Here is a 25,995-nt window from a genome sequence, read left to right as displayed (position 1 = left end):
CACTAAGTGACATTACAACAACAGAACAGTCAGTGGCTCAAAAATATGTAATCCCTTACATCAAATGATGCAATTTTAACAAACAAAAGCTGGGGTTCCAATGTTGAAACCCCAACAATGTGTATTATTCCATCCAGTTTGTATGGAAAGTTCCTTCTTTGTCTACACGTTGATATGTGTGAGCACCGAAGTAGTCACGTTGTGCTTGAAGAAGGTTTGCAGGTAATGTATCAGTACGATAGCTGTCATAGTATGCAATAGCACTAGAGAAACATGGAACAGGGATTCCTTTTTCAATTGCTACTGAAATGACTTTACGTAATGATGACTGATAACCTTCAGCAATTTCTTTAAAGTAAGGATCTAATAAAAGGTTAGCTAATTGGCCGTCTCTGTCATAGGCATCTTTAATTTTTTGTAGAAATTGTGCACGGATGATACATCCACCACGGAAAATCATTGCAATTTCACCGTAGTTTAAATTCCAATTATATTCTTCAGAAGCTACACGCATTTGCGCAAAACCTTGTGCATAAGAAATGATTTTACTTAAGTATAGTGCTTTACGTACTGCTTCAATAAGTTCTTGTTTATCTCCATTAAATCCTTCAGCAGATGGACCAGAAAGAACTTGACTTGCTTTTACACGCTCATCCTTCATTGCAGAGATGAAACGAGCAAATACAGATTCAGTGATGATTGGTAGTGGAACACCTAAATCTAACGCGTTTTGGCTAGTCCATTTACCAGTACCTTTTTGACCAGCAGTATCAAGAATCACATCAACAAGTGGTTTACCTGTTTCTTCATCCTTTTTAGTGAATATATCTGCAGTAATTTCAATTAAGTAGCTATCTAGTTCACCTTTGTTCCATTCAGCAAATACTTCATGAAGTTCATCAGTGCTTAATCCGAGAACATTTTTTAGAATGAAGTAAGCTTCACAAATCAATTGCATATCACCGTATTCAATTCCGTTGTGAACCATTTTCACGTAGTGACCTGCACCGTTTGGCCCGATATATGTACAACATGGATCGCCTGATACTTTAGCAGAAATTGCTGTTAGGATTGGCTCAACAAGCTCATATGCTTCTTTTTGTCCACCAGGCATGATTGAAGGGCCTTTTAATGCTCCCTCTTCACCACCAGAAACTCCAGTTCCGATGAAGTGGATGCCTGTTGATTCTAATTCTTTGTTACGACGAATTGTGTCTTGGAAGAATGTGTTACCACCATCAATTAGAATATCATTTTCTTCAAGATATGGTTTTAGAGAATCAATTGTTGCGTCTGTTGCTGGGCCAGCTTTAACCATTAGTAAAATTTTACGTGGTTTTTCTAGGGAATTAACAAATTCCTCAATCGTTTTCGCTCCAACAAAGTTTTTGCCAACAGCTTCATTTTGAAGAAACTCTTCTGTTTTTTCGTATGAACGGTTAAAAACAGCAACAGAGTATCCTCTGCTTTCTATATTTAACGCTAAGTTTTTACCCATTACTGCTAATCCAACTACACCAATTTGTTGCTTAGACATATAAATCATACCTTTCTACTTATGTATTCAATGATAGAAAACAAATCATGATGATATTTTGCGTATCTTTTAAAATGATTATGACAATTTATTTTTAAAAGATTATGTAGTACTCAAATAATTAATTTGTTTCCTAAACTAATTATTTTATATATAGAAGAATATACTGTTTGCTTCAATTCGTCAACTGTTGAAATTTGTAGTTTCTATGAAGCTTTTAATCAATTTTTTTAATAAAACTCGTAAATACTCAGAAATTTATTAATTGATTATCTTAAAAATAGTGTTACAATGAGTAATAATTTAAATTTTTTGATTTTATGCATCATTTGATATGGAGGTATTTTTTAATGGCAGAATTACGTAGTAATATGATCAAATCAGGGTTTGATAGAGCTCCTCACAGAAGCTTGCTTCGCGCAGCAGGAGTAAAAGAAGAGGACTTTAATAAACCATTTATAGCAGTAGTAAACTCATATATCGATATTGTTCCAGGACATGTTCATTTACAAGAATTTGGAAAAATCGTAAAGGAAGCAATTCGTGAGGCTGGTGGAGTTCCATTCGAAATGAACACAATTGGTGTTGATGATGGAATTGCAATGGGTCATATCGGAATGAGATATTCTCTACCAAGTCGTGAAATTATTGCCGACTCAGTTGAGACAGTTGTATCTGCACACTGGTTTGATGGAATGGTTTGTATTCCAAACTGTGACAAAATCACTCCAGGTATGATGATGGCAGCAATGCGTCTAAACATCCCTACTATCTTTGTTAGTGGTGGTCCAATGAAAGCTGGTCGTGATGCTGCAGGAAACCCACTAGACCTTACGTCTGTTTTCGAAGGTGTTGGAGCTTATCAATCTGGTAAAATTGATGAAGCGAGATTAACAGAAATCGAGCAATTTGCTTGCCCTACTTGTGGATCTTGTTCTGGTATGTTTACAGCAAACTCTATGAACTGTTTAGCTGAAGGACTTGGACTTGCTCTTCCAGGTAACGGAACAATTCTAGCGGTATCCGAAGAAAGAAAAGAATTTGTTAAAAAATCTGCGAAACAATTAATGAACTTAATAGAAAAAGATATTAAGCCTCGCGACATCGTAACAATTGATGCAATTGATAATGCTTTTGCATTGGACATGGCTATGGGCGGTTCTACTAACACAGTCCTTCATACACTAGCATTAGCAAATGAAGCTGAAATTGATTACTCATTAGAACGTATCAATGATATTGCTGCTCGTGTTCCACACTTAGCTAAGATTGCTCCTGCCTCTGATTATCATATTGAAGATGTTCACAATGCAGGTGGTGTTAGTGCAATCATCAATGAATTACTTAAAAAGCCAGATGCTCTGAATGGAGATTGTTTAACTGTTACAGGTAAAACCTTACGTGAAAATGTGGCGGGCTGTGAAATCACTGACCACAACGTAATCCGTCCACTTGAAAATCCACATTCTGAACAAGGCGGATTAGCTATTTTATTTGGTAACCTTGCTCCAGAAGGTGCAGTTGTTAAGGTTGGTGCTGTAGACCCAGAGGTTGGCGGATACCACAGAGGCCCTGCTGTTTGCTATGATTCTCAAGAAGATGCCCTATCTGGAATCATTGTTGGTAAAGTTAAAGAAGGCGATGTTGTAGTCATTCGTTATGAAGGACCTAAAGGTGGTCCAGGGATGCCTGAAATGCTTGCTCCTACATCTCAAATTGTTGGTAGAGGTCTTGGTGCAAAAGTTGGTCTAATTACTGATGGACGTTTCTCGGGTGCATCTAGAGGAATCTCAATCGGACACATCTCTCCTGAAGCTGCTGAAGGTGGTCCAATTGCATTCGTCCAAGATGGTGACATGATTGAGCTTGATTTAAATAATCGTACTATTACATTAGAAATTTCTGATGAAGAATTTGAAAAACGCAGAGCTGAGTGGAAAGGCTTTGAACCAAAGGTGAAAAAAGGCTATCTTGCTCGCTATTCAAAACTTGTAACAAATGCAAGTACTGGTGGAGTTATGAAAATATAATACTCTTCACATATGAAACATCCCGATTCAAAAGAATCGGGATGTTTTTTTTTAGTTATGTTCTTTCTAGCATTCTCTCTAGGGCAAGTACGGCATCCTTTGCAATTTCTTCTGGAACTTTAATAATTTGTGTGGTCTCCCCTCTTTCAATCATTTCTAATGACCATGTTAAATGTGGTAAGTCGATTCGATTCATTGTTAAACAAGCACAGAGATGAGGATTAAGTGAAATAATCTCTTTTTCCGGATGTTGCTTGATGATTCGTTGAACGAGATTCATTTCAGTTCCAATTGCCCACTTGCTTCCTTTGGGTGCTTTTTCAATCATATCAATAATATAAGCGGTTGAACCCGCATAATCTGCAAGTACTACTGTTTCATATGGACACTCTGGATGAACAATGATATTCATATCGGGTTTTGATTTACGGATATTCTGTACATTTGATGGTGTAAAGTTTTCATGAACGGAACAATGTCCCTTCCAAAGGATGATTTTAATATCTTCCATGTTTCCTTCATATTTTAATGTATGATTGATCGGATCCCAAACAGCCATCTGGTCTAGTGGAATACCTAATTCAAATGCCGTATTTCTTCCTAAATGCTGATCAGGTAAGAATAAGATTCTTTCTTTTTTAGTAAAAGCCCACTTGAGCATTTTTTTCGCGTTTGACGAAGTTACAGTTGCTCCCCCATTTTTTCCGACAAATGCTTTAATAGCAGCTGTTGAATTCACATAGGTTAATGGCAGGATTGTGTCACCAAAAGTATCCTGTAATTGGCTCCAGCACTTTTGTGTTTGGTGAATATTGGCCATATCAGCCATTGAACAGCCGGCTCTCATATCAGGTAAATAGACTTTTTGTGATTCAGTTGTTAAAATATCGGCTGTTTCTGCCATAAAGTGAACCCCACAAAATACGATGAACTCCGCATCTTTGTTCTCGGCAGAAATTTGTGCAAGTTTTAATGAATCACCTGTTGTGTCCGAAAACTTAATCACTTCATCCTTTTGATAATGGTGACCCGGTATAAACAGACGCTTACCAAGTCGAGACTTTATTTGTAAAACGCGTTCTTCCATTTCCTGAACAGATAAACGTTTATATTCATCTGGAAGTAAAGCTCCAGATGAAGTGTTTTTCATCATTTCTAATAGGTTCATCTATGTTCTCTCCTTTACTTATGAATAAACGATATTTTCAAAAGCTCTCTTTCGGATAATCTCTTTTTTGTACCAATTATCGTGGTCTTCAAATGGGTAATCTTCACGGAAATGACTACCTCTGCTTTCTGTTCTCATCTTGGCGGAACTGGCAATTAGCCAACCTACGGTGATCATGTTTACGATTTCAAGCTGTTCAATTGTTAAACTTGATGGTGAAATTTCATCAAATTTACGTTTGAATTTCTCTAACCATTCTATTGCATATTGAAGTTGGTCATCATTACGTACAATCCCTACATTCTCCATCATCATTGTTTGAATTTGAGTTTTTGATGGTAGACTAAGAGTATAGTCTGGTTTACCAATTCCTTTAGCAACTGGGTACAATCTGTTTGGTATATAATCTACAAAAATATCATTTGCAACTAAATTTCCAAACACAATCCCTTCAAGTAATGAGTTACTTGCTAAACGATTTGCTCCATGGACTCCAGTACAAGCTACTTCTCCAATAGCATACAAATTCGGAATAGTTGTCTGTCCTCGCGTATTTGTTTTTACCCCACCCATTGAAAAATGGGCTCCTGGTACTACTGGTATTAATCCATTTTCTATTTTAATTCCATTTTTTATGCAAAGGTTAGTGATTGTTGGGAAGCGACTAGCAAAATCATCAATCATAGAAATATCTAAAAAGATACTTTTACCGTTACAGATCTCATCAAAAATGGCTCGTGCTACCACATCTCTTGGTGCGAGATCAAGCAAAGGATGGAGACCATTCATGATTGGTCTACCATCTTCATCAACAAGGATGGCACCTTCTCCCCTCACTGCTTCAGAAACAAGACCACAGGATCTCCCGTCTTTGTGTAATAATGTCGGGTGGAATTGAATGAATTCTAAATCACATAGCTCCGCACCAGAACGATAAGCCATTGCAAGACCATCCCCCATGATTGTTGTGTCATTTGAAGAAAAGGAATATAGTCCTCCACATCCACCTGTTGCTAAAATTGTATAATCTGCAAAATAATCGAAAATCTCATTGTTTTGAGATTTCGCTTTTACCCCGATACAGTGATCATTTTCAATAAGAAAATCAATTGCTGTTAAGTCCTCAAAAATTTGAACCCGTTCCTTTACTTTTGCAAGCATGTGCAGTACCAACGCTTTCCCAGTGGCGTCACCACCTGCATGTAGGATTCGTCTCGTGGAATGGGCCCCTTCTTTTCCTAGTACCAGATTATGGTCCTCATCTCTATCGAAGTTCATTCCATCATTGATTAACTTCCATAGATAGCTGGGTCCGTTTTGTACTAAAATTTCAACTGCGCTCTCCTTGTTATGATAACAACCAGCGGAAACGGTATCGTTAAAATGGGAACGCCAGGAATCGTCCTTTCCAACACTAGATGCAACACCACCCTGCGCCAATATGGAATTACTGTTTGTCACTTTTGACTTTGTGATAATAATCACATTCTTTTTCAAACTTAATCTATACGCAGCGGTTAATGCGGAAATACCACTGCCAATAATAATAATGTCGCTGCTTGGCATTTGAAAAAACCCTCCCTTAGTATGCGTTATCAATCTAGGTAACTTTTTAGGAGAAAATACAAATTGAGTTTACAACTGTCTTGACACTTATATTTACATAAATGTAGACTAATGACAAGACCTTTTTCATTGTCCCCTGCTTTTTTAGGTAGATTGAAAGGATGGTAGAGACGATGATTTACTTAGATTATGCCGCAACAACTCCGATTCGCGAGGAAGCATTACAAATGTTTACGGAGGTTTCAACAAAATATTATGGAAATCCAAGTAGCTTACATGATGTTGGTTCTAATGCGAAGCAATTGCTAGAATTGTGTCGTAAAGAGCTTGCTGATACAATAAATGGGGAGCCTGAAGGTGTTTATTTTACAAGCGGAGGTTCAGAATCAAATCACTTAGCGATTCGCTCCCTTCTAGAAGCACATAAAACCAGAGGAAACCACTTAATTACAAGTTCAACAGAACATTCGTCTATTCATAATGTATGTAAGCAGCTTGAAACAGAAGGTTACGATGTTACCTATCTTCCTGCTGATCGATTTGGACAGGTTCGATTGGATGATTTGCAGTCAGCAATTACGGATAAAACCATTTTTGTGTCGATTCAGTTTGCAAACCCAGAAATCGGCACGATTCAACCAATTGTAGAAATTGGCACTTTTCTACATGAGAAAAATATTTTATTTCATAGTGACTGTGTCCAGGCTTTTGGAAAGATTCCAATAGATGTTAAAAAAGCACATATTGATAGCTTGTCAATTTCTAGTCATAAAATATATGGTCCAAAAGGAGTTGGAGCTTGTTATATACGTCCATCTGTCATGTGGAAAATGCAAATACCTGGAACTTCACATGAAAATGGATTCCGTCCCGGAACCGTAAATATACCAGGAATTGCATCCTTTATTACAGCAGCTCAGTTAATTTGTAGTGAAATGGAAATGAATACTAGGAAAAATCGAGGATTGCGAGATAGACTATTATCTGGGCTAGCCATTTTAAAAAATGAAATAAATGTTGAAGGACATCCAACTGATCAGCTTCCACATATTATAGGTTTTTCCATTGGCGGTTTACAAGGGCAATATATTATGCTTGAATGCAATCGACGTGGAATTGCAATTTCTACAGGAAGCGCATGTCAAATTGGTAAGCAAACCCCATCGAAAACAATGCTTGCAATAGGAAAAACAAAAGATGAAGCTAAACAGCTAATTCGTATATCATTTGGACGAATGACAACTACAGAGGATATCGACAAGGTAGTCGAAGTGTTAAGGAATATTGTTTAACAGTTTGAAAGTGATATTGGAGTGAATAAAATGAGTGGAGATAAAAAATTATTAGGTGAGCAACGACGAGAAACGATTATAAAATGGTTAAAGGAAAGCCCTACCCCAATCATTGGCGAGGAGTTATCAAAACGAGCAAATGTAAGCCGCCAGGTCATTGTTCAAGATATCTCGTTATTAAAGGCGAAAAATGAACCAATCGTTGCTACTAGTCAAGGCTACATCTATTTACAAGATCAGCCCAAGGAAGAAAATTTCACACGCATTATTGCCTGTAAACACACATCTGAGGAAACGGCGAAAGAACTAAATATTTTGGTTGATCATGGAGTGACCGTTCGTGATGTAATTGTGGAGCATCCTGTATATGGGGATATTACAGGTTCCTTAATGATTAAGAATCGATTCGAGGTTAAACGTTTTGTCGAAAGAATAACTGAAACAAAGGCTACCCTTCTGTCGTTATTGACAAATGGAGTACATCTGCATACGATTGAGGCGGATTCTATTGAAAAAATCAATGCAGCCTGTGAAGCCTTACGCGAAGAGAATATTTTATTTAGTGACCAGTAAGATGAATTAAGCAACAGCCTTGTGAGGACTGTTGCTTTTTTGTTTCCCGATTAAAAATGGATGGATCTATATAACATGAAGATGCAAAAAGACTGTGATCGTATCCTCATTAACCGAAATGGTTCAAACGTACCCTCATTCACTGAACAGAGTTTAAGTGAGGGTAAGAAAACAGCCTAAACGTACCCTCGTTAAATCCTTTGAGTCCAAGTGAAGCTACGAATACGTAATATCCCTACCGTCTCCTATGATCACACCATAATCTTACAGATATCATTTGTAAATTCTACTGGGTCTTGGATTGGTAGGCCTTCGATAAGAAGTGCTTGGTTGTACAATAAGTGAGTATATAAATCTAATTTTGTTTGGTCATTTTCGAATGCATTTTTCAATGATTGGAAGACTTCATGTTGTATATTGATCTCCAACACCTTATCTGCTTTAATGTTTTGGTTATCTGGCATAGCATTAAGCACTTTTTCCATTTCAATGGAGATCTCACCATCTGTTGATAAGCAGACTGGGTGTGTTTTAAGTCGTTTTGAAATTCTTACATCCGTTACCTTACCGGCTAATGTATTTTTCATGTATTCAAATAGCTCTTTGTTCTCGTTTTGTTCTTCTTCTGTTGCTTTGTCGTTTTCATTTGGTTCAATGCCTAGATCGCTGCTTGATACTGATTTGAACTCTTTTTCCTTGTATTTCATGAGCATTTTAATCGCAAACTCATCAATATCCTCTGTGAAATAAAGGATTTCATAGCCCTTATCAGCCACTAATTCTGTTTGTGGAAGTTTATCAATTCGTTCTACTGAATCACCAGTTGCATAATAAATATACTTTTGATCTTCCGACATTCTAGATACATATTCATCTAATGTGACAGGCTTTTTCTCCTTGGAAGAATAGAAGAGTAACAAATCTTGAAGGGTTTCTTTATTGCTTCCGTAATCACTATACACACCAAATTTTAATTGGCGACCAAAGCTATCATAGAACTTTTCATAGTTGTCGCGTTCATTCTTTAACATGCTTTGTAATTCGCTCTTTATTTTTTTATTGATGTTTTTCGCAATAAGTTTTAATTGTCGGTCCTGTTGAAGCATTTCTCTTGAAATATTAAGCGATAAATCCTCAGAATCTACCAACCCCTTAATAAAGCTAAAATAATCCGGAAGCAGGTCGGCGCATTTGTTCATTATTAAAACCCCGTTTGAGTAAAGCTCAAGGCCCTTCTCGTATTCCTTTGAATAATAGTCAAAAGGAATATTTTCAGGTATATATAATATTGCATTATAGCGGATTGTCCCATCAACACTGGTATGAATATGTTTCAGTGGCTTATCAAAACCATAGTGTTTTTCATTATAGAATTTTTCATAGTCTTCATCTGTTAATTCGCTTTTGTTCTTTCTCCAAATTGGAACCATGCTGTTGATAACTTGTTCCTCTGTTATCTGCTCGTATTCAGATTCGCTTCCTTCTTTAAGTTTACTTGTTGTAACATCCATCTTTATTGGGTAGCGAATGAAATCTGAGTACTTTTTGATAATGGATTTCAAGCGATATTCTTCTAAAAACTCATCATACGTTTCATCTTCTGTGTTTTCTTTGATTTTTAAAATGATTTCTGTACCGACAGTATCTTTTTCCACAGTTTCAATTGTATACCCATCGGCACCAGTTGATTCCCATTTATATGCTTCTTCACTGCCCAGTGCTTTACTTACAACAGTCACAACATCTGCAACCATGAAAGCAGCATAAAATCCGACACCGAATTGACCAATGATATCGTGACCATCTTTAATTTCCGTTTCCTTTTTAAAAGCTAAGGAACCACTTTTTGCAATTGTTCCAAGGTTCGTTTCTAGCTCTTCCTTTGTCATACCAATTCCGGTATCAGAAATAGTAAGAGTTCTGTTATCTTTGTCGGCAGTAATTTTGATGAAGTAGCTATCTTTATCAAATTGATAACGATCATCGGTTAACGCCTTATAGTAGATTTTGTCAATCGCATCGCTAGCGTTTGAGATTAGTTCCCGTAAGAAAACTTCTCTCTGGGAATAAATTGAGTTAATCATCATTTCTAATAACCTTTTAGACTCTGCTTTAAACTGCTTTTTTGCCATACTAAATCCCCTTTCAGTAAATAACTGTGACAATTATATTGTTTTACGTTAGCACTCTCGTTCCCGGAGTGCTAACACCCAACTTTTTAATAACATATATTTTTTTCTCTGTCAATCAAGTTGCTAGTTAATTCTTTATAAATGTGGTGATTTTCTCCTTATGATTTTGAAAGGATTGTTCACCCAGCTTTACGAGGAAATCGATATATTCTGGTGCATCAAATGGAACCTCCCGGCCAAGTTCTTCATTTATGCGAACATAGTTATCACTTAGCAAATGCTGACAATGATAAGTTACCGATTCCGATGACAAATGCAGGGCGAGATCGAGTAGTTTTGGAGTCATTTTCATCGATGGAAGATTAAATGGCAGCCACTTATTTACGCCCCATTCTTTCTTTTTTTCAATCGAGAAGTCAATCTTTTGCAGACCAGTCCCAATTGATAAAATTTGAATGCCAGTTAACTCCTTCTTAAAAAAGTGCTGGGCCTCGGTAATACAAACAAGGGAAGGATTATTAGCCCACAGCCCCCCATCAATAGCTAAATAGTGATTGTTAATATTATTTGGTGGGAAAAAGACAGGCGCTGAACATGAAGACAGAACGGCATCCCAAAGCTTAATGGAGTGATCGTCCTGTTCTGAATTCCCATAATTTGTTCGGTGGACAAAAGGTTTTCCATTAGTAATATCAACGGTCGGGATAAGTAAGGGCTTTTCAATATCAAATAATGTAATTTCTCCAAATGCCTCTTGAATATAGTGTCGTAAGAATTCATCACTGTACACACTTTTTAGAAATCCTATTTTCGCCTGTTTGGTAAAAATCTTTTCCCCGTATTTGATGTAGTTTTCTTGTACATCCTCCATATTTATCTCTAAAGTTGCTGAAGCAGCAATGATTGAACCAGTACTCGTTCCTGCAACCATATCAAACATCTTGGAGATGGGTTTTTTATATTCTTTTTCTATTAAGCGTAAAATGGCAACAGCAAAGACTCCGCGAATTCCGCCCCCATCAATGCATAAGATTTTCATATTTTTCACCTATTAGCCGTTTTTTTTACTAGTATTCCCTTGAAGCATCATAGGTATAAGCAGCAAAAAAGATGCCTCTAAAAGGGCATCTTATAATTGCTTCATGATTGAAATGATTTCTTCTGGTGTTGGAAATCTACCTACTTCTTTTTTCGAGAACACTTTTTCCCCATTTACAGTCACTTCAAACACTCCGCCTGAAGCTGGAATGAGTTCAAGGTTTGTAATGTTTTGTCTAAAGTGTGTGAATAGTTTTTCCGCAAGACCTGCGGCTTTAGGTGCGTAGTTTCACTGCATACAAAACTCAATTGATATCTTATACATTATGAAAACCTCCTATTTTTTTATCCATACCCGATTCCCTTCTTCGCGAAGTGTGAGTTGCTGTTCGTCAAGTAACTCTAAGAAAGGAATGAGATATTTACGGGAAAGTGAAAGTATTTCTTTTGCTTCTGTTAAACTAAAACGTTCATTTGTTTGAGCTTGTAGTTTAGCAACAGCTTTTTCAACAGCATTTTTGTGAACTAATGTGTCTTCACCCAATAAGAATGCTTGCTTTGTTTTTAATAAATAGGACTTAAGCTCATTTGCGGCTGGGTTCTTAATGGCAGCTTCTTTTATATAATCTCCCCATTTTCTTGGTTGAATAGCATCGTTGAGAAGTGAATCGACGATATTTTCCAATGGTCCTTTCGGCAGGCTCGGGTAAAAAGTTACAACTGAAAGATATTGTACATCCTTTTTCATGGCATTGTTTTGTAATAACACATTTATACAGTATTCAATTAAATTTTTATCTTGTTTAATCTCTTGAAGAAGTTCGGCCTTACTCATACCTATTCGTAAAGGAAATTCTTTGTGATAATTGATTAATCTTTCAAGGATTGTTGCACTTAGTTCGGATACGGTTCGTTTCAGACTATATCCTTTCTCATTAACTTTAATATAACTTCCCGAGGATAAAATTTCTTTTACTTCTTCCTCTTGTAAAGAGGATAGTTGAATTAGCCTAAGCGTTGATAATAGCTTATGAGTCTGAAGTAAATCATCAATGATTTCTGATGGTGAACGCTCCTTTTGTTTTTTGAGCATATTTATGGTTTCTTCACCAAATCTGTATTTCTGAGCTTGTGGCTGAGTAATCCATCCACCACCAAGTGTTTCAACTGGAGTGGATCTTCGTAATATAAACCTATCCCCACGACATACAACAATTTCATCATCTAATCGAATCTGACAAAGTATTTCATCCGTTGATTCCTGAACTTCATTCCGATCAAAAAAGATAATTTTGCCGTAAGCTTCAGTGGTACCTACATGTAACTTGACCGGAGAACGTTGCTTTAGTGGAATTGATAATGATGAAACAAGCTGCAGTGAAACATCAATCATGTTAGTTACTTGAAAGTTTTCTGAATCAACTAGCACATCACCACGTCTAATCTCGTCTTTTGTTGCTCCGGTAATATTTAGTGCCACCCGTTGCCCTGCCTGTGCCTGTTTTGTTTCTTGATTATGAACCTGAATTTGGCGTATTTTAATCTTTTTTTCTGACGGCAAAAGGGTTAATGGACTGTCTTTTGTCACACTACCTTCAAACACCGTTCCTCTAACAACCGTACCATGTCCTTGAACTGTAAATGCCTGGTCAATTGGCAAGCGAAATGATCCATGGCTATTTCTTTGGTTAAGATTTTTAAGTTCCTTTTGAATAGCTTGCTTTAGTTCGGGTATTCCGTTTCTTGATAAGCTATCAATATACAGGATTGGAGCATCCTTATAATCCGTATCGGCGAGTAATTCATTTATCTCATCGACTGCGAGTTCCAGCAACTCCTTCTCTACCCTTTCAATCTTTGAAACCACAATCATACATTTCTTAATACCTAAAAATTTTAATATTTGGAGGTGTTCTTTTGTTTGTGGCATGACCCCTTCGTCCGCTGCAATCACAAGCAACACAAGATCAATCCCGGCAACACCGGCAATCATTTGTCTAATGAATCGTTCATGTCCAGGTACATCCACGATTGAGATATGCATTTCGTTATTTAATAAAAGAGGTGCAAAGCCTGGCTCAATTGATATATTCCGTTCTTTTTCTTCTTTTAACCGATCAGTATCAACGCCTGTTAATGCTTTCGTGAGGGTTGTTTTTCCGTGGTCAATATGTCCCGCCATTCCAATGGTGTAATAGACTTCAGTCATTATGTCCCTCCTCTCTTTTTATTACCGTAGTCTCTACCTTCTACTTTACTAGGAAGCCTGAAGCAATTTCAAGCAGGATGATTATTATTTGCCTTGAAAATAGATTCCTGTATATAATGAAAGGTGTTCCTTTTTGGGGTTGGCTGGGTGACTGGTGTCCCCCTGGGTCTTCAAAACCCTGAGGGAGGCGCGTGTCGTCTCTGGTGGGTTCGATTCCCACACAGTCCCGCCAATATTGTTTATAAAAATGAAATGTTAAAAAGTGTGGAAGGAGTGAAGTTGATGTCTAAGAAGGAAGAAATCATTAAATTGACCTCCCTTTCAACAAAGGCTGGCTGAGGATGCAAAATCGGTCCTGAGGACCTGACGCAGGTTCTGCGTCATTTACCAAAAGCTACGCCAAATCCTAATTTATTAGTTGGTCTTGATACGCCTGATGATGCCGGAGTATATAGAATCAGTGATGATCTTGCGCTTGTGCAAACACTGGACTTTTTTACGCCAATCGTGGACGATCCGTACATGTTTGGGCAAATTGCAGCAGCGAATGCTATAAGTGATGTCTACGCAATGGGAGGAAAACCGATTACAGTTATGAACATCGTCGCCTTCCCTATTAATACATTAGATAAAAGTATTTTAGCCGACATCTTAGCAGGTGCTGCGGAAAAAGTAAGAGAATCAGGAGCTTCATTAGTTGGTGGACACTCCATCGATGACAAGGAGCCAAAATTCGGCTTATCCGTGACAGGTACTGTTCATCCCAATCGAATTTGTGCAAATGTCGGTGCAAAGCCTGGTGACCGCCTTATTTTAACTAAGCCAATCGGGGTTGGGATATTAACAACAGCTATTAAGAGAGACCTATTAGAGACTAAAGATATCAAAAAAGTAACAGAAGTCATGGCAACATTAAATAAAAATGCTGCCGAGGTAATGGAAGAATATCATGTTCATGCTTGTACAGATGTTACAGGATTTGGTCTGCTAGGTCACGCAATGGAAATGGCTGAAGGAAGCCAAGTTGGCATGACGATTCAGTACGAAAGTGTCCCAATTTTGCCAAGAACGAAAGAACTCGCTGAACAAAAAGTAGTTCCGGGTGGAACAAAGAAAAATCATGCTTGGTTAGCAGAACGAATTGAGTATAGTTCTGGTCTTGATGAACTCGATCAACTCATTCTTTGTGATGCAATCACATCAGGTGGACTTCTTGTATCTGTTCCAGAAGGTGAAGCCGAAAAAATGCTGCAAAAACTACACGAAAACAATGTAGAAGCGAGCATAATTGGTGAAGTAACAAGCGAAAAACCTGGAATTATTAAGGTAATCTAAAGGACTCTAGTTTGAGTCCTTTTTAGGTTGATAGGAAATAATACCTTTAACTTTAATGTAATTTACAAAATGAGGTGTCAAATTTGAAAACGAAAACGATTTATGTTCTCTTCCTAGTTTTAACCCTCCTTCTTACGGCTTGTGGTTCAAACACTAGTGATGAAAACGAAAATGAGAAAGAAGAATCTTTTACAATTGGAGTCATTCCAGTCCAAACAGTTGGCGAAATGGAGACAGCGATGGATAAGCTTCAGACTGTATTAACGGAAAAATTAAACCGTGACGTGTCAGTTGAAGTGTATCCAGACTATAACGGTGTAGTAGAGGCAATGAATTATGACAAAATTGATATGGCCTATTTTGGTCCATTAACCTATGTTGTGGCCCACGAAAAAAGCGGTGCAAAAGCGATCATCACCCAATTGATTGATGGTGAGCCATTTTACCATTCTTATATCATTACTCATAAAGACAGTCCTTTAAATACGATAGAAGATTTGGTCGCTAACTCAAAAGAAATTGATTTTGCTTTTGGTGATATTAACTCAACCTCAGGCTCTCTCATTCCTTCTATCGAATTACAAGATCAAGGTGTGTTTAAATCTGAAGATGAGCACAATTTTAAAACGGTTCGATATACTGGTTCACATGATGCCACAGCCTTAGCGGTACAAAATAAACAAGTCGGTGCAGGAGCTATCGATAGTGCAATCTATAATCAGTTAGTTGAATCTGGAAAAGTAGATGGTTCGTTAATTAAAACAATTTGGCAATCTGAAAAATTGTTTCAATACCCATGGGCTGTACATAAAGATACTGATGACGAAACCATTCAAAAACTTAAAGATGCCTTCTTAGCCATTGAAGATGAAGAAATATTAGCAGCGTTTGGCGCGAGCGGTTTTACAGAAGCAACGGATGAGGACTATGAGAGCATCCGGAAAGCTGCAATCAAACAAGGAATTATTAATGAATAGAGCTGATTCATATGTGGTTTAAACGAACTACTTTTCTAACTGTAGTTCTATTGGTTATTGCAATTTTTGTTAGTATGAGATTAACCGAATTCGACTTATCAAAATTTCGTGATTTTCGAAATATGATAGATTTTCTTTCACAATGGTTTCCTATTGATTTTACAGCATTACCTCTATTGTTATGGGATAGTGTTGAGACCCTTGCGATGGCATTTCTAGGAAGTTTTTTCGGGCTTATCATCGCGTTACCGATTAGCTTTCTTGGGGCCAAGAACACCTCTCCATCGGGCATAATTTACAATGTAGTCCGGATCTTAATGAGCTTTGTCCGTTCAATACCGGAAATTGTGTTCGGATTGATTTTATTAACGGCACTGGGGCTTGGCCCCTTTCCTGCTGTGTTAGCTATAATGTTTCACAATATAGGTGTTCTTGGAAAATTAATTTCCGAATTGATTGAATCAGCTGAACCCGGTCCACAGGAAGCCATGAGAGCTGTTGGAACAAAAAACTGGTTAGCATCTCTTTTTAGCATCCTACCGCAAATTTGGCCAAATGTCTTATCACAATATTTTTATCGGTTTGAGGTTGCGATCCGCACTTCCCTCATACTCGGATTTATTGGAGGTGGCGGGATTGGGCAGCGTCTTTTTAATGACTTTAAAAGTTTTCAATATTCATCTGTATCGTTGGACGTTTTACTCATCATGGTAATTGTCATTATTGTGGACTCGTTTGGAAGTTATGTTCGGAATAAAGTGATTTGAAGTTGATAAATCTGTACAAAGAAGCAATGACGCTTTGAATGGGGTATGTGTGTAATGATTGAGTTGAAGGATGTAACGGTGTACTATCCAAATACAAATAGACCTGCATTGAAAACAGTAAATCTTCACCTAGTTGAAGGAGAATTTGTTTGTGTGCTTGGCAAAAGCGGTGCGGGTAAATCAACGCTCATCCGTTGTATGAACGGTCTTCAACAGCCAACAAGTGGTGAAGTATTTTTGGATGGAGAACGATTTACAAATAAAACGAGTGAAGAACAACGCCACGTACGGAGAGAAATCGGAATGATTTTTCAGCATTTTAACCTCATTCCCCGCTTGACCGTATTGCAAAATATATTAACAGGGATGTTTGGTTATCGGAGTTCTATGAGGAATTTACTCGGGATCTTTTCGAACGAAGAAATTGATCAAGCAAAACGTGTGTTAGGAGTTGTCGGTCTTTCTGAATTTGAAAATCGTCGGATTGAGCATTTGAGTGGTGGTCAAAAGCAGCGTGTTGGAATTGCACGCGCTTTATTACAAAAACCTCGTGTGTTTTTAGGAGATGAACCGGTGGCAAGCTTAGATCCAGGCACGGCTAATCGTATAATCTCTTTATTAAAGGAATTGCATGAGCGCCATGGACTCCTTTCCGTTATGAATCTACATGATGTTGAACTAGCAAAACAATTTGCTTCAAGAATTATAGCTCTAAAAAGTGGTGAAATCATTTTTGACGGAAAACCTGAACATTTTACTGAAGAAATTTATAGACAAACATACCATTCATGAAAAGCATCCATTGAGAGGAAGTAATTGTTTTCTTTTTCTTGAATTGATATAATTTTTTATATTAATAGAAAAGAAGGTACATGCTTTGACGAAAAAGAAATTACAATACTGGCTTATTCAGATCCTATTGATTTTAACGATTATCTATGTTTCAACGAAAATTACCTTTCTGTTTGAACCAATTGGTGTGTTTTTCTCTACCATCTTTTTCCCAATTTTGATTACTGGATTTCTTTATTTTCTATTAAATCCTGTCGTCAAATTTCTACATCGCCATAAAGTTCCAAAGAGTATAGGGATCATCATTATTTACGTAGCGTTTTTTGGGTTAATAATGTTAGCAGTCGGAAACTTAGTCCCGGTTATTACAAAACAATTTTCAGCCTTAGGTAATGCCCTACCTGGTTATGCCAACCAAGTGATGGACTTTTTTGAGAATGTTACAAAGTCCTCGGAATTTAAGTGGATTCAAGATGAACAACAGGAGCTTTTAAAAACGATTGAAGAAAAACTAATTGCTTTTGCAAATACTCTTCCAAACCGTATAACGGGTGGTATAACGCAAATTATTGGCTTTGTGACGAATATTGCAATTATTCTTGTGACTGTGCCGTTCCTTTTGTTTTATATGTTCAAAGATGGCGACCGTTTCCCTCAAGCAATTGCAAGATTTTTTCCTACCGATTATAGAGACGAGGCTTTAACCATCTTAAAAGAAACCGGTGAGACACTCTCTGCTTATATTCAAGGGCAAGTTACTGTAGCTTTAGCAGTTGGAACCCTATCATTTATTGGGTATTTAATTATTGACTTACCGTTTGCACTTGTTATGGCATTAATTGTTGCAGTGACGAATATTATTCCGTATGTCGGACCATTTCTCGGTGGTGCACCAGCAGTCATTGTTGGTTTATTTGACTCACCTGCGAAAGCATTGTTAGTCGTTTTAGTGATTGTCGTCGCTCAGCAAATTGAAGGGAATGTGCTTTCTCCACTTATCCTTGGTAAAACATTGGATACACACCCTGCTACGATTATTATTCTTTTACTTGCAGCTGGAAATCTGGCAGGAGTATTAGGAATGATCCTAGCCATTCCAACCTATGCGGTTATCAAAACGATTGTCATCAATATTGTGAGGTTCCTGAAAGCCAAGAAGAAGGCCGAACTAACAACAGATGTCTAAATAAAAACCACGGGACTTATGTTCCGTGGTTTTTAGTCTGATAAAATACTTTTAAGGCCCATCTCTCTTGCTATTAATTCATAGGATTTGAGTCTATCCTTAGGAGAATGTGTAATGGTTACGATCATTAGTTCATCGGCTTGATATGCTTGTTGAAGCTCAAAGAGTCTATTCTTCACTTCCATTGGGTCTCCAATGATGACTTTTTGTTTCATTTTTTCAAAACCCTCGTAAAGATTTTCCTTTTTTAGGTATTCCTTCGCTTCTGAAATGGAGGGGATTCCCCAGCTACCTTCTTTCTTATCTCTTTGCTTCCCCCAGATATAAGAACTTAACGCAATATCTTCGGCTTTTTCCTGTGTTTCAGCACAAATGGCAGAAACTGTAACAATTACTTGTGGCTTGTCTCCTTCTTTTCGCTCTACAAAGTTTTTACGATATTCTCTTACAATCTCTTCGCCATCATTGTCGCTCATAAATAACCCAAAGGTGTAAGCTAGCCCTTTTTCAGCAGCGAGTATAGCGCTCTTTTTGCTTGTTCCCAAAAGCCAAGGAACTGGCGGTGTTTCTGGGATTGGAGCAGCTTTTACGTTTGCAAATTCATGGCCAGGTGGAAAATCACGATGTATGAAATGTAAAAGCATATCAATTGATTCTGGCATTTTCCAAACCTGTTGCAAAAAATTATCAGATAATGCATTGGTCGCTTCTGCAGAACCACCAGGAGCCCTTCCAATTCCGATGTCAATACGATCGGGAAAAAGTGTTCCGAGCATGTTGTAGACCTCAGCTACTTTATAAGGTTTATAGTGTGGGAGCAAAACAGCGCCAGAACCGATTCTAATTGATTTGGTATGAGCTCCGATATAACCAAGCATCACCTCAGGTGCAGGACAGGCTAATCCTGTTAAGTCGTGATGCTCAGCAATCCAATATCTAATATATCCTAATCGCTCCCCTGCTTGGGCTAGTTTCATTGATTCCACCAATGCTTCTTGTGGTGTTTGATTTGCAGAAATGGGAGCTTGATCTAAAATACTTAATCGCATATTTTTGACTCCCTTCTATTCTTCTATTTCACAAAGAGTCAGTCTGAAAAGTCCAATCTGTTCTTTTTCATAAAGATTCGTGATTGAAGTTGAGTATTCCTGGATATTCACTTTACAATCTATATGTTGATCTGGTACTTTTAAGTGAAAAATTCCTTTGTATAATAATGTTGTTACATCATGGTATTCTTCGGTTGTTACGTTGAAATTAACCTTCACTAACAATAACCCATTTTTTATCTCTTCATCGTAATCTATAACGTTCAATTTATAATCGTCTAAGTATATTGCTGTAACCATTGTCAGCACTCCTCTTTACTATTTCTTATTTCCATCACAATGAATAATCCACTATAAAATTCTTTACGTTCAATGATTTTTAATCCATTTTGACTCACGAGTTTTTCTGTTTCCCGATTTAAACAACATCCATCACATACTTTTTTCCAAGCAGGGGTAAGCCAATCCTGTAGTTTTGATAAAAATGGATTTCTCATTTTTACATGGTCTAACATGAGAATTGTTCCATTCGGTTTACAAACCCTTTTCATTTCTAGTATCGCTTTTTCAGCGTCTGGAATCGTGCAAAACACAAGTGTTGCTACTAAAGTATCAAATGTTTCATCTTCAAAAGGTAAGTTTTCAGCACCTGCTTGAACAATGTCAATCGGCACAATAGCTTGTGATTTATTGTTAACAGCTCTCTCTGTCATTAGTGGATTAGGTTCGATTGCGGTGACACTTTGAACGTTCTGGTAAAGCGGGAAATTGATACCTGTTCCAGAACCTAGTTCGAGTACTTGTCCAGTTGCTTTTTTGAGCAGACGGCGACGAATCGAGCTGAGCTTTCTTTTTTCAAGTGGTTTCATAAAATAATCGTATAGCGACGGAAATAATGAACTCATTCTTTCAACTCCATTAGCCTCAATTACCTAGATTATATAATAAGAGGGTTATGATTTTCGAATAATTGGTATGCAGTAGGAACATGTAATGCTAAAATGGGTAAGATAAAAATAACCTTGGTTAAGGAGTTGTATGTTTTGAGATTCCAGTGGAATTTAATTTTAGGACTATTATTTGCACTTATTGTAGCAATCTTTGCGGTAGTGAACGTGGATTCTGTTAGAGTTAATTATGTGTTTGGTTATTCAGAAATCCCGCTTATTTTAATTATTTTGGGTTCAGCCTTACTCGGAGGCTTAATCGTGGGCATGTTTGGGATTCTTCGTCAATATAGGCAGCAACGTCAAATTAAAAAGCTAGAGAAAGAAATTGAACAACTTAAGAGTGTAAAAGTTGAGGAAAAACCAGTAGAGAAAAAAAGTAATGATTCTTCAGAAAAGGCTAATGAGGACGAGTCGGAGAATCAAAATCAATGATGACATTATTAGGTTGAAGAAGTTATTGGTTGTCATTTATAAGAGTTATGATCTTCATCGAGTTTATGAAGAACATAAAGGCTCATATTTAATTGAGTTATGATCTTCATAGAGGTTATGAAGATCATAATGGTTGAAATGTAAAAGAGTTATGATCTTCATCAAGGTTATGAAGAACATAAAGGCGGAAATGTAATAGAGTTATGATCTTCATCAAAGATATGAAGATCATAATGTCTGTCATTTAGAAGAGTTCTGTTCTTCATCAAAGTTACGAAGAACATAAAGGCTGAATTGTAAAAGAGTTATGATCTTCATCAAGGTTATGAAGAACATAAAGGCGGAAATGGAATAGATTATGTTCTTCATCAAGGTTATGAAGAACATAATGTCTGTCATTTATAAGAGTTCTGTTCTTCATCAAAGTTATGAAGAACATAATGTCTGTCATTTAGAGGAGTTCTGTTCTTCATCAAAGTTATGAAGAACATAATGTCTGATATTTAATAGAGTTATGATCTTCATTAAGGTAATGAAGAACATAAAGACTGCCATTTAAAAGAGTTATGATCTTCATAGAGGTTATGAAGATCATAATGGCTGAAATGTAACAGAGTTCTGTTCTTCATCAAAGTTATGAAGACCATAATGTCTGTCATTTAAAAGAGTTATGTTCTTCATCAAGGTTATGAAGAACATAATGTCTGTCATTTATAAGAGTTCTGTTCTTCATCAAAGTTATGAAGAACATAAAGACTGCCATTTAAAAGAGTTATGATCTTCATAGAGGTTATGAAGAACATAATGGCTGAAATGTAACAGAGTTATGTTCTTCATCAAAGTTATGAAGAACAGAATGTCTGATTTTTAATAGAGTTATGATCTTCATTAAGGTAATGAAGATCATAAAGACTGCCATTTAAAAGAGTTATGTTCTTCATCGAGGTTATGAAGAACATAAACGCTGAAATGTAAAAGAGTTATGTTCTTCATCAAGGTTATGAAGAACATAATGTCTGATATTTAATAGAGTTATGTTCTTCATCGAGTTTATGAAGAACATAAAGGCTCATATTTAATAGAGTTATGATCTTCATTAAGGTAATGAAGATCATAAAGACTGCCACTTATAAGGGTTATGCTCTTCATCAAGGCACGAAGATTATAATAATGTTTGCTTGTTTTCAAAGAAATATTCTTCAATTCATCGTGATCCTATTTTACCTTCACCACATCCGCCGGCTCCAATAACCCCATTTCTAAGCAAGTTTCAAGGAGCAGTGCTTTTCGTTCTTTCTGAAATTGAATTTCAATTCTTTCACCTGTAACCGACAAGATTGTTCCGTGACCAAATACACGATGCTTTACAGCCATTCCCTCTTCGATGTCGTCTCCCTTTTTAATCGCATTTGGATTATATGGGACAACCGTCTTTTCACGGACCGGCTTCTTCTTTTGTATGGCCTGCTCGACTCTAACCGGTGGAGAGATGATATTTTTTACATTTGCGACAAATCGTGAATCTGTAACGTCTTTCCCATTTTGTTTTTTATAGGATAATAGTTCGAGTTCCTGTTCCGCGCGTGTCATTCCTACATAAAACAACCGGACAGCCTCTTCCATTAAATTACGGTTACCCTCTTTATATGCATTAATCTCGTCATGTGAAGGAATCACACCTTCTATCAAATCAATCATATACACCTTTTTAAACTCAAGCCCTTTTGAACTGTGAAAAGTAGAAAGGGTAATGGCATCTTTATTCTTATTAAACTTTGACGTCTTTAATAGATTTTCTAAATGCTTTAGTCGTTCAGCGAATTGTTCCATTGTTTCAAGAGTATCTGCTATTTCCTCAAGTGTTTGAAGCACACCAAATAAATAATCCGTTTTAAATCCAAGCTTCTTACTCATTTCTTTAAGTGTTTTATCGTAGCCAAGTTGATTTCTTATGAGTTTTATCGCCTTAAGTGGCTTTGTCCCTTTCATTTGTTGGAAAGTTTTTTTGCATGCTTGAATTTGTTTTATTTGATAGTCTTTTAAACCTTTATTTTGTAGCAGTTGATCGAAGATGGATTCCGTTGGCTTCTTTTTTGCTAATCCGAACAATTGTTCCCTTGATAGAAAAAATCCACATTTCGTATATATTTGTTCAAAAATATCGATTCGTTTATCTGTAAACGTCATTCTCATAAAATTTAATACATCTTTAACGACCCAATGCGAAAAGAAACGATTATCTGAGTCTTTGATATAAAAGGGAATTTGACTCCGATCAAGCTCATTGATTAAATTGATGGAAGATGAATTATTCCGATATAGTACAGCGACATCCTTCTTCTCGTCTACACGATCAATTTCTTGGACAATGTATTTTGCTTGAAACCGATAATCCTCAAATTCTTTAATCACAATCGGCTTTTGATTCGGATTTTCGGTGAACATATTTTTATCATAGCGGTTTTTATTTCGCTTGATAAAACGATTTGCTACATGAACAATATCCTTAGACGAACGATAGTTCTGTTCCATTTTAAGGATAACGGCGCTTGGATATACTTTTTTAAAATCAAGTAAATACTTCGGCTCCGCTCCTCTCCAAGAATAGATCGATTGATCATCATCCGCCACAACATATAAGTTTTGGTGGGGCTTCACTAGTTTTTCAATAATCGCATGCTGAACAAGCGAGGTATCTTGGCTTTCATCTGTTAGGAGGTAATCATAGCGATTTTGATATTTCCTCAGAATAGGTTCATCATTTGAAAATGCATCATTTGCTATCGTCAGCATATCATCATAATCAAGTAAAAGATGATTATGATTTGCATTCTTTATCTTTTCATATTCCTCAAAAATGGCTTCGACTAATGGAATATCACACTCAATCTTATCCCACTCATCACGAGGAAGTAGCTTGTTTTTAATATAACTAATATAGGTGGTTAACTCTTCAAGCTGTTCTTCCGTAATGTTCTCACCATTCAATGATTTAAAAATTTGCCGTAACAGTTGTTTTTTATTAGGTCCACCTTCTTGATTTCCTTCAATTAATTGATATGAAATTTGTTGTTTATACAAATAATCTCGTACGACCTGGAATGCCAAACTATGAATGGTTGAAAAATCCACTGTGTCTAGGGATTGTTCCGGGAAGAAGCGAGCAAATCGATCTTTCATGTCAGCTGCGGACGCACGGCTAAAGGTTACAGCCTTAATTCGTGAAGGATGGACTCCTTCTTCTTCAATTAAATACCCAATTCTCATAATGGTTGTGGTTGTTTTACCCGAACCAGGTGATGCTAATAAGAGCAAAGGTCCCCTTCTATGAAGGACGGCCTGTTTTTGAACATTATTTAATTGGACACCAAGCTGTTCCTTTTTTCGATGAAAAAAGCTTTCCCCTTTATTCATGTTAGCACACCTCCTTTATACTCAAAATACAATTATAAAGTCTATTAATTTTATTGACAAGGATGTTGAAATCCAAACAAGCTATGACATAAAACAAGGGTATAAATGGTACTTTATAGAGAGAAGAAAATTTGAGGTGATTATCTTGGATTATCGAATTGAAAAAGATACCATGGGCGAAATAAAGGTTCCAGCTGATGCATACTGGGCTGCCCAAACCCAACGAAGCAAGGAGAACTTTCGAATTGGGACGGAAAAAATGCCACAAGAAGTGATTGAAGCCTTTGCGATTTTAAAACGAAGTGCCGCCATTGCAAATGAAAAGCTAGGGAAGTTAAATGCCAATAAAACTAAAGCGATTATTTACGCGTGTGATGAAATTTTATCAGGAAAAATAGTTGACCATTTTCCGCTCGTTGTATGGCAAACAGGCAGCGGTACGCAAAGTAATATGAATGTAAATGAAGTCGTCGCTAACCGGGCTAACCAATGGTTAAAGGATAACGGGATTGATGAACGAATTCACCCAAATGATGACGTTAATATGAGTCAAAGCTCAAATGATACCTTCCCAACGGCCATGCATATTGCTGGTGTGAAAGCTATTAATGAACGCCTCCTTCCTGTTATTCAAAAGTTGCAGACAACATTAGAAGACAAGGAAAAAGAATTTGCTAACATTGTAAAAATCGGAAGAACTCATCTTCAAGATGCTACACCATTAACACTCGGCCAAGAAATAAGTGGTTGGGTTCACATGTTGAAACGATCTAAGGAAATGATCAAGGAGTCTACCGAAAAAATGCTCGCCCTTGCCATAGGTGGGACGGCAGTAGGTACGGGGATTAATGCTCACCCTTTGTTTGGGGAGAAAGTAGCGAAGGAAATTGCAGAACACACGAAGCTTGGCTTTTATTCATCCGAGAATAAATTCCATGCGTTAACCAGTCATGATGAAATCGTATTTGCTCACGGAGCATTAAAAGGATTGGCAGCTAACTTGATGAAAATTGCCAATGATGTCAGATGGCTAGCAAGTGGGCCACGTTGTGGGATCGGTGAAATAACAATCCCGGAAAATGAGCCCGGTAGTTCGATTATGCCAGGGAAAGTAAATCCGACTCAAAGTGAGGCACTTACAATGGTTGCGGTTCAAGTCATGGGAAATGATGCAACAATCGGAATCGCAGCGAGTCAAGGCAATTTTGAGCTTAATGTGTTTAAACCAGTGATCATTTATAATTTCCTTCAATCCGTTAGACTTTTAGCTGATTCGATGGAATCGTTTAATACCAACTGTGCCGTTGGTATTCAGGCAAATGAGGCAGTTATCTCTAAATACCTGCACGAATCTTTGATGCTTGTTACGGCATTAAACCCACATATCGGCTATGAAAAAGCAGCGAAAATTGCGAAGCATGCTCATAAACACGAAACTTCTTTAAAAGAGGCTGCCATACATTTAGGAATTCTAACAGAAGCTGAGTTTGATCAATATGTAAAACCTGAACAAATGGTACATCCAAAGGAATAAAAAATAGCCTTCCA

At 37.1% G+C, this 25,995-nt stretch carries 21 protein-coding genes and 1 tRNA gene; 11 read left to right on the top strand and 11 right to left on the bottom strand.

Annotated elements, in window-relative coordinates; all coding sequences use genetic code 11:
• Positions 1 to 124: 124 nt before the first annotated feature.
• On the bottom strand, positions 125 to 1,537 hold the full coding sequence (gene gnd / locus NST91_RS14735) for an NADP-dependent phosphogluconate dehydrogenase (RefSeq protein WP_341331756.1): 1,413 nt from the start codon (positions 1,535 to 1,537) through the stop codon (positions 125 to 127).
• 350 nt (positions 1,538 to 1,887) lie between these two features.
• Between gnd and ilvD the strand changes: the two genes are divergently transcribed.
• Positions 1,888 to 3,567: a dihydroxy-acid dehydratase gene (gene ilvD, locus NST91_RS14730; protein ID WP_121448573.1), complete on the top strand. Its 1,680-nt coding sequence runs from the start codon at positions 1,888 to 1,890 to the stop codon at positions 3,565 to 3,567.
• A gap of 55 nt (positions 3,568 to 3,622) precedes the next feature.
• Here ilvD and nadA read toward each other — a convergent pair whose 3' ends face one another.
• Together nadA and nadB are read right to left on the bottom strand one after the other, a co-directional pair.
• A complete protein-coding gene (gene nadA / locus NST91_RS14725) occupies positions 3,623 to 4,735 on the bottom strand; it encodes a quinolinate synthase NadA (protein WP_341331755.1) in 1,113 nt (370 codons plus the stop codon).
• Between the two features lie 18 nt (positions 4,736 to 4,753).
• The gene (gene nadB / locus NST91_RS14720; protein ID WP_341331754.1) at positions 4,754 to 6,301 is read right to left on the bottom strand and encodes an L-aspartate oxidase; all 1,548 of its coding nucleotides are present in this window, start codon (positions 6,299 to 6,301) and stop codon (positions 4,754 to 4,756) included.
• Between the two features lie 173 nt (positions 6,302 to 6,474).
• On the opposite strand from nadB, the gene NST91_RS14715 reads away from it, so the two are divergent.
• Together NST91_RS14715 and NST91_RS14710 are read left to right on the top strand one after the other, a co-directional pair.
• A complete protein-coding gene (locus NST91_RS14715; RefSeq protein ID WP_341331753.1) occupies positions 6,475 to 7,593 on the top strand; it encodes an IscS subfamily cysteine desulfurase in 1,119 nt (372 codons plus the stop codon).
• 30 nt (positions 7,594 to 7,623) lie between these two features.
• The gene (locus NST91_RS14710) at positions 7,624 to 8,166 is read left to right on the top strand and encodes a transcription repressor NadR (RefSeq protein ID WP_341331752.1); all 543 of its coding nucleotides are present in this window, start codon (positions 7,624 to 7,626) and stop codon (positions 8,164 to 8,166) included.
• Between the two features lie 251 nt (positions 8,167 to 8,417).
• Here the strand turns inward: NST91_RS14710 and htpG are convergent, their stop codons facing one another.
• The 4 genes from htpG to selB all read right to left on the bottom strand — a co-directional run bounded on the left by htpG (position 8,418) and on the right by selB (position 13,545).
• The gene (htpG, locus tag NST91_RS14705; protein WP_341331751.1) at positions 8,418 to 10,298 is read right to left on the bottom strand and encodes a molecular chaperone HtpG; all 1,881 of its coding nucleotides are present in this window, start codon (positions 10,296 to 10,298) and stop codon (positions 8,418 to 8,420) included.
• A gap of 127 nt (positions 10,299 to 10,425) precedes the next feature.
• Positions 10,426 to 11,337 (bottom strand): CBASS cGAMP-activated phospholipase, encoded by a 912-nt coding sequence (locus NST91_RS14700; RefSeq protein ID WP_341331750.1) that lies wholly within the window; start codon positions 11,335 to 11,337, stop codon positions 10,426 to 10,428.
• A gap of 90 nt (positions 11,338 to 11,427) precedes the next feature.
• Positions 11,428 to 11,661, bottom strand: coding sequence for a SelT/SelW/SelH family (seleno)protein (locus tag NST91_RS14695; protein ID WP_341331749.1), 234 nt, complete (start codon positions 11,659 to 11,661; stop codon positions 11,428 to 11,430).
• A 12-nt stretch (positions 11,662 to 11,673) separates the two neighbouring features.
• Entirely contained in the window at positions 11,674 to 13,545 is a 1,872-nt protein-coding gene (selB, locus tag NST91_RS14690) for a selenocysteine-specific translation elongation factor (protein WP_341331748.1), read from the bottom strand.
• Between the two features lie 135 nt (positions 13,546 to 13,680).
• On the opposite strand from selB, the gene NST91_RS14685 reads away from it, so the two are divergent.
• The 6 genes from NST91_RS14685 to NST91_RS14660 all read left to right on the top strand — a co-directional run bounded on the left by NST91_RS14685 (position 13,681) and on the right by NST91_RS14660 (position 18,602).
• Positions 13,681 to 13,777: transfer RNA gene (locus NST91_RS14685), tRNA-Sec, on the top strand.
• A 50-nt stretch (positions 13,778 to 13,827) separates the two neighbouring features.
• Positions 13,828 to 14,880, top strand: coding sequence for a selenide, water dikinase SelD (gene selD / locus NST91_RS14680; RefSeq protein ID WP_341331747.1), 1,053 nt, complete (start codon positions 13,828 to 13,830; stop codon positions 14,878 to 14,880).
• Between the two features lie 83 nt (positions 14,881 to 14,963).
• The gene (gene phnD, locus NST91_RS14675; RefSeq protein WP_341331746.1) at positions 14,964 to 15,857 is read left to right on the top strand and encodes a phosphate/phosphite/phosphonate ABC transporter substrate-binding protein; all 894 of its coding nucleotides are present in this window, start codon (positions 14,964 to 14,966) and stop codon (positions 15,855 to 15,857) included.
• Positions 15,858 to 15,868: 11 nt separating this feature from the next.
• Positions 15,869 to 16,624 carry a phosphonate ABC transporter, permease protein PhnE gene (phnE, locus tag NST91_RS14670; RefSeq protein WP_341331745.1) on the top strand — a complete coding sequence of 252 codons (756 nt, stop codon included), beginning with the start codon at positions 15,869 to 15,871 and terminating at the stop codon, positions 16,622 to 16,624.
• A 54-nt stretch (positions 16,625 to 16,678) separates the two neighbouring features.
• On the top strand, positions 16,679 to 17,416 hold the full coding sequence (phnC, locus tag NST91_RS14665; RefSeq protein WP_341331744.1) for a phosphonate ABC transporter ATP-binding protein: 738 nt from the start codon (positions 16,679 to 16,681) through the stop codon (positions 17,414 to 17,416).
• 85 nt (positions 17,417 to 17,501) lie between these two features.
• Complete coding sequence (locus tag NST91_RS14660) at positions 17,502 to 18,602, top strand: AI-2E family transporter (RefSeq protein ID WP_341331743.1); 1,101 nt, start codon at positions 17,502 to 17,504, stop codon at positions 18,600 to 18,602.
• A 32-nt stretch (positions 18,603 to 18,634) separates the two neighbouring features.
• On the opposite strand, the gene NST91_RS14655 is transcribed toward NST91_RS14660, so the two are convergent.
• Genes NST91_RS14655 through NST91_RS14645 form a run of 3 tightly spaced genes read right to left on the bottom strand, consistent with a single transcriptional unit; the run spans position 18,635 to position 20,556 of the window.
• Positions 18,635 to 19,651 carry an LLM class flavin-dependent oxidoreductase gene (locus tag NST91_RS14655; RefSeq protein ID WP_341331742.1) on the bottom strand — a complete coding sequence of 339 codons (1,017 nt, stop codon included), beginning with the start codon at positions 19,649 to 19,651 and terminating at the stop codon, positions 18,635 to 18,637.
• Positions 19,652 to 19,666: 15 nt separating this feature from the next.
• Positions 19,667 to 19,951 carry a DUF3219 family protein gene (locus NST91_RS14650; protein WP_341331741.1) on the bottom strand — a complete coding sequence of 95 codons (285 nt, stop codon included), beginning with the start codon at positions 19,949 to 19,951 and terminating at the stop codon, positions 19,667 to 19,669.
• Positions 19,952 to 19,953: 2 nt separating this feature from the next.
• Positions 19,954 to 20,556: a class I SAM-dependent methyltransferase gene (locus NST91_RS14645; RefSeq protein WP_341331740.1), complete on the bottom strand. Its 603-nt coding sequence runs from the start codon at positions 20,554 to 20,556 to the stop codon at positions 19,954 to 19,956.
• Positions 20,557 to 20,694: 138 nt separating this feature from the next.
• Between NST91_RS14645 and NST91_RS14640 the strand changes: the two genes are divergently transcribed.
• Positions 20,695 to 21,033 carry a LapA family protein gene (locus NST91_RS14640; RefSeq protein WP_341331739.1) on the top strand — a complete coding sequence of 113 codons (339 nt, stop codon included), beginning with the start codon at positions 20,695 to 20,697 and terminating at the stop codon, positions 21,031 to 21,033.
• A gap of 1,215 nt (positions 21,034 to 22,248) precedes the next feature.
• Here the strand turns inward: NST91_RS14640 and NST91_RS14635 are convergent.
• Complete coding sequence (locus NST91_RS14635; RefSeq protein WP_341331738.1) at positions 22,249 to 24,447, bottom strand: ATP-dependent helicase; 2,199 nt, start codon at positions 24,445 to 24,447, stop codon at positions 22,249 to 22,251.
• A 145-nt stretch (positions 24,448 to 24,592) separates the two neighbouring features.
• On the opposite strand from NST91_RS14635, the gene fumC reads away from it, so the two are divergent.
• A complete protein-coding gene (fumC, locus tag NST91_RS14630; RefSeq protein WP_341331737.1) occupies positions 24,593 to 25,981 on the top strand; it encodes a class II fumarate hydratase in 1,389 nt (462 codons plus the stop codon).
• The last annotated feature ends 14 nt before the right edge of the window (positions 25,982 to 25,995 follow it).

This window comes from Ferdinandcohnia sp. FSL W7-1320 (genome assembly GCF_038050315.1).
Classification (GTDB): domain Bacteria; phylum Bacillota; class Bacilli; order Bacillales; family Bacillaceae_L; genus Ferdinandcohnia; species Ferdinandcohnia aciditolerans.
Note: the sequence above shows the minus strand (reverse complement) of the source record. Positions and strands in the feature narration are given on the sequence as shown.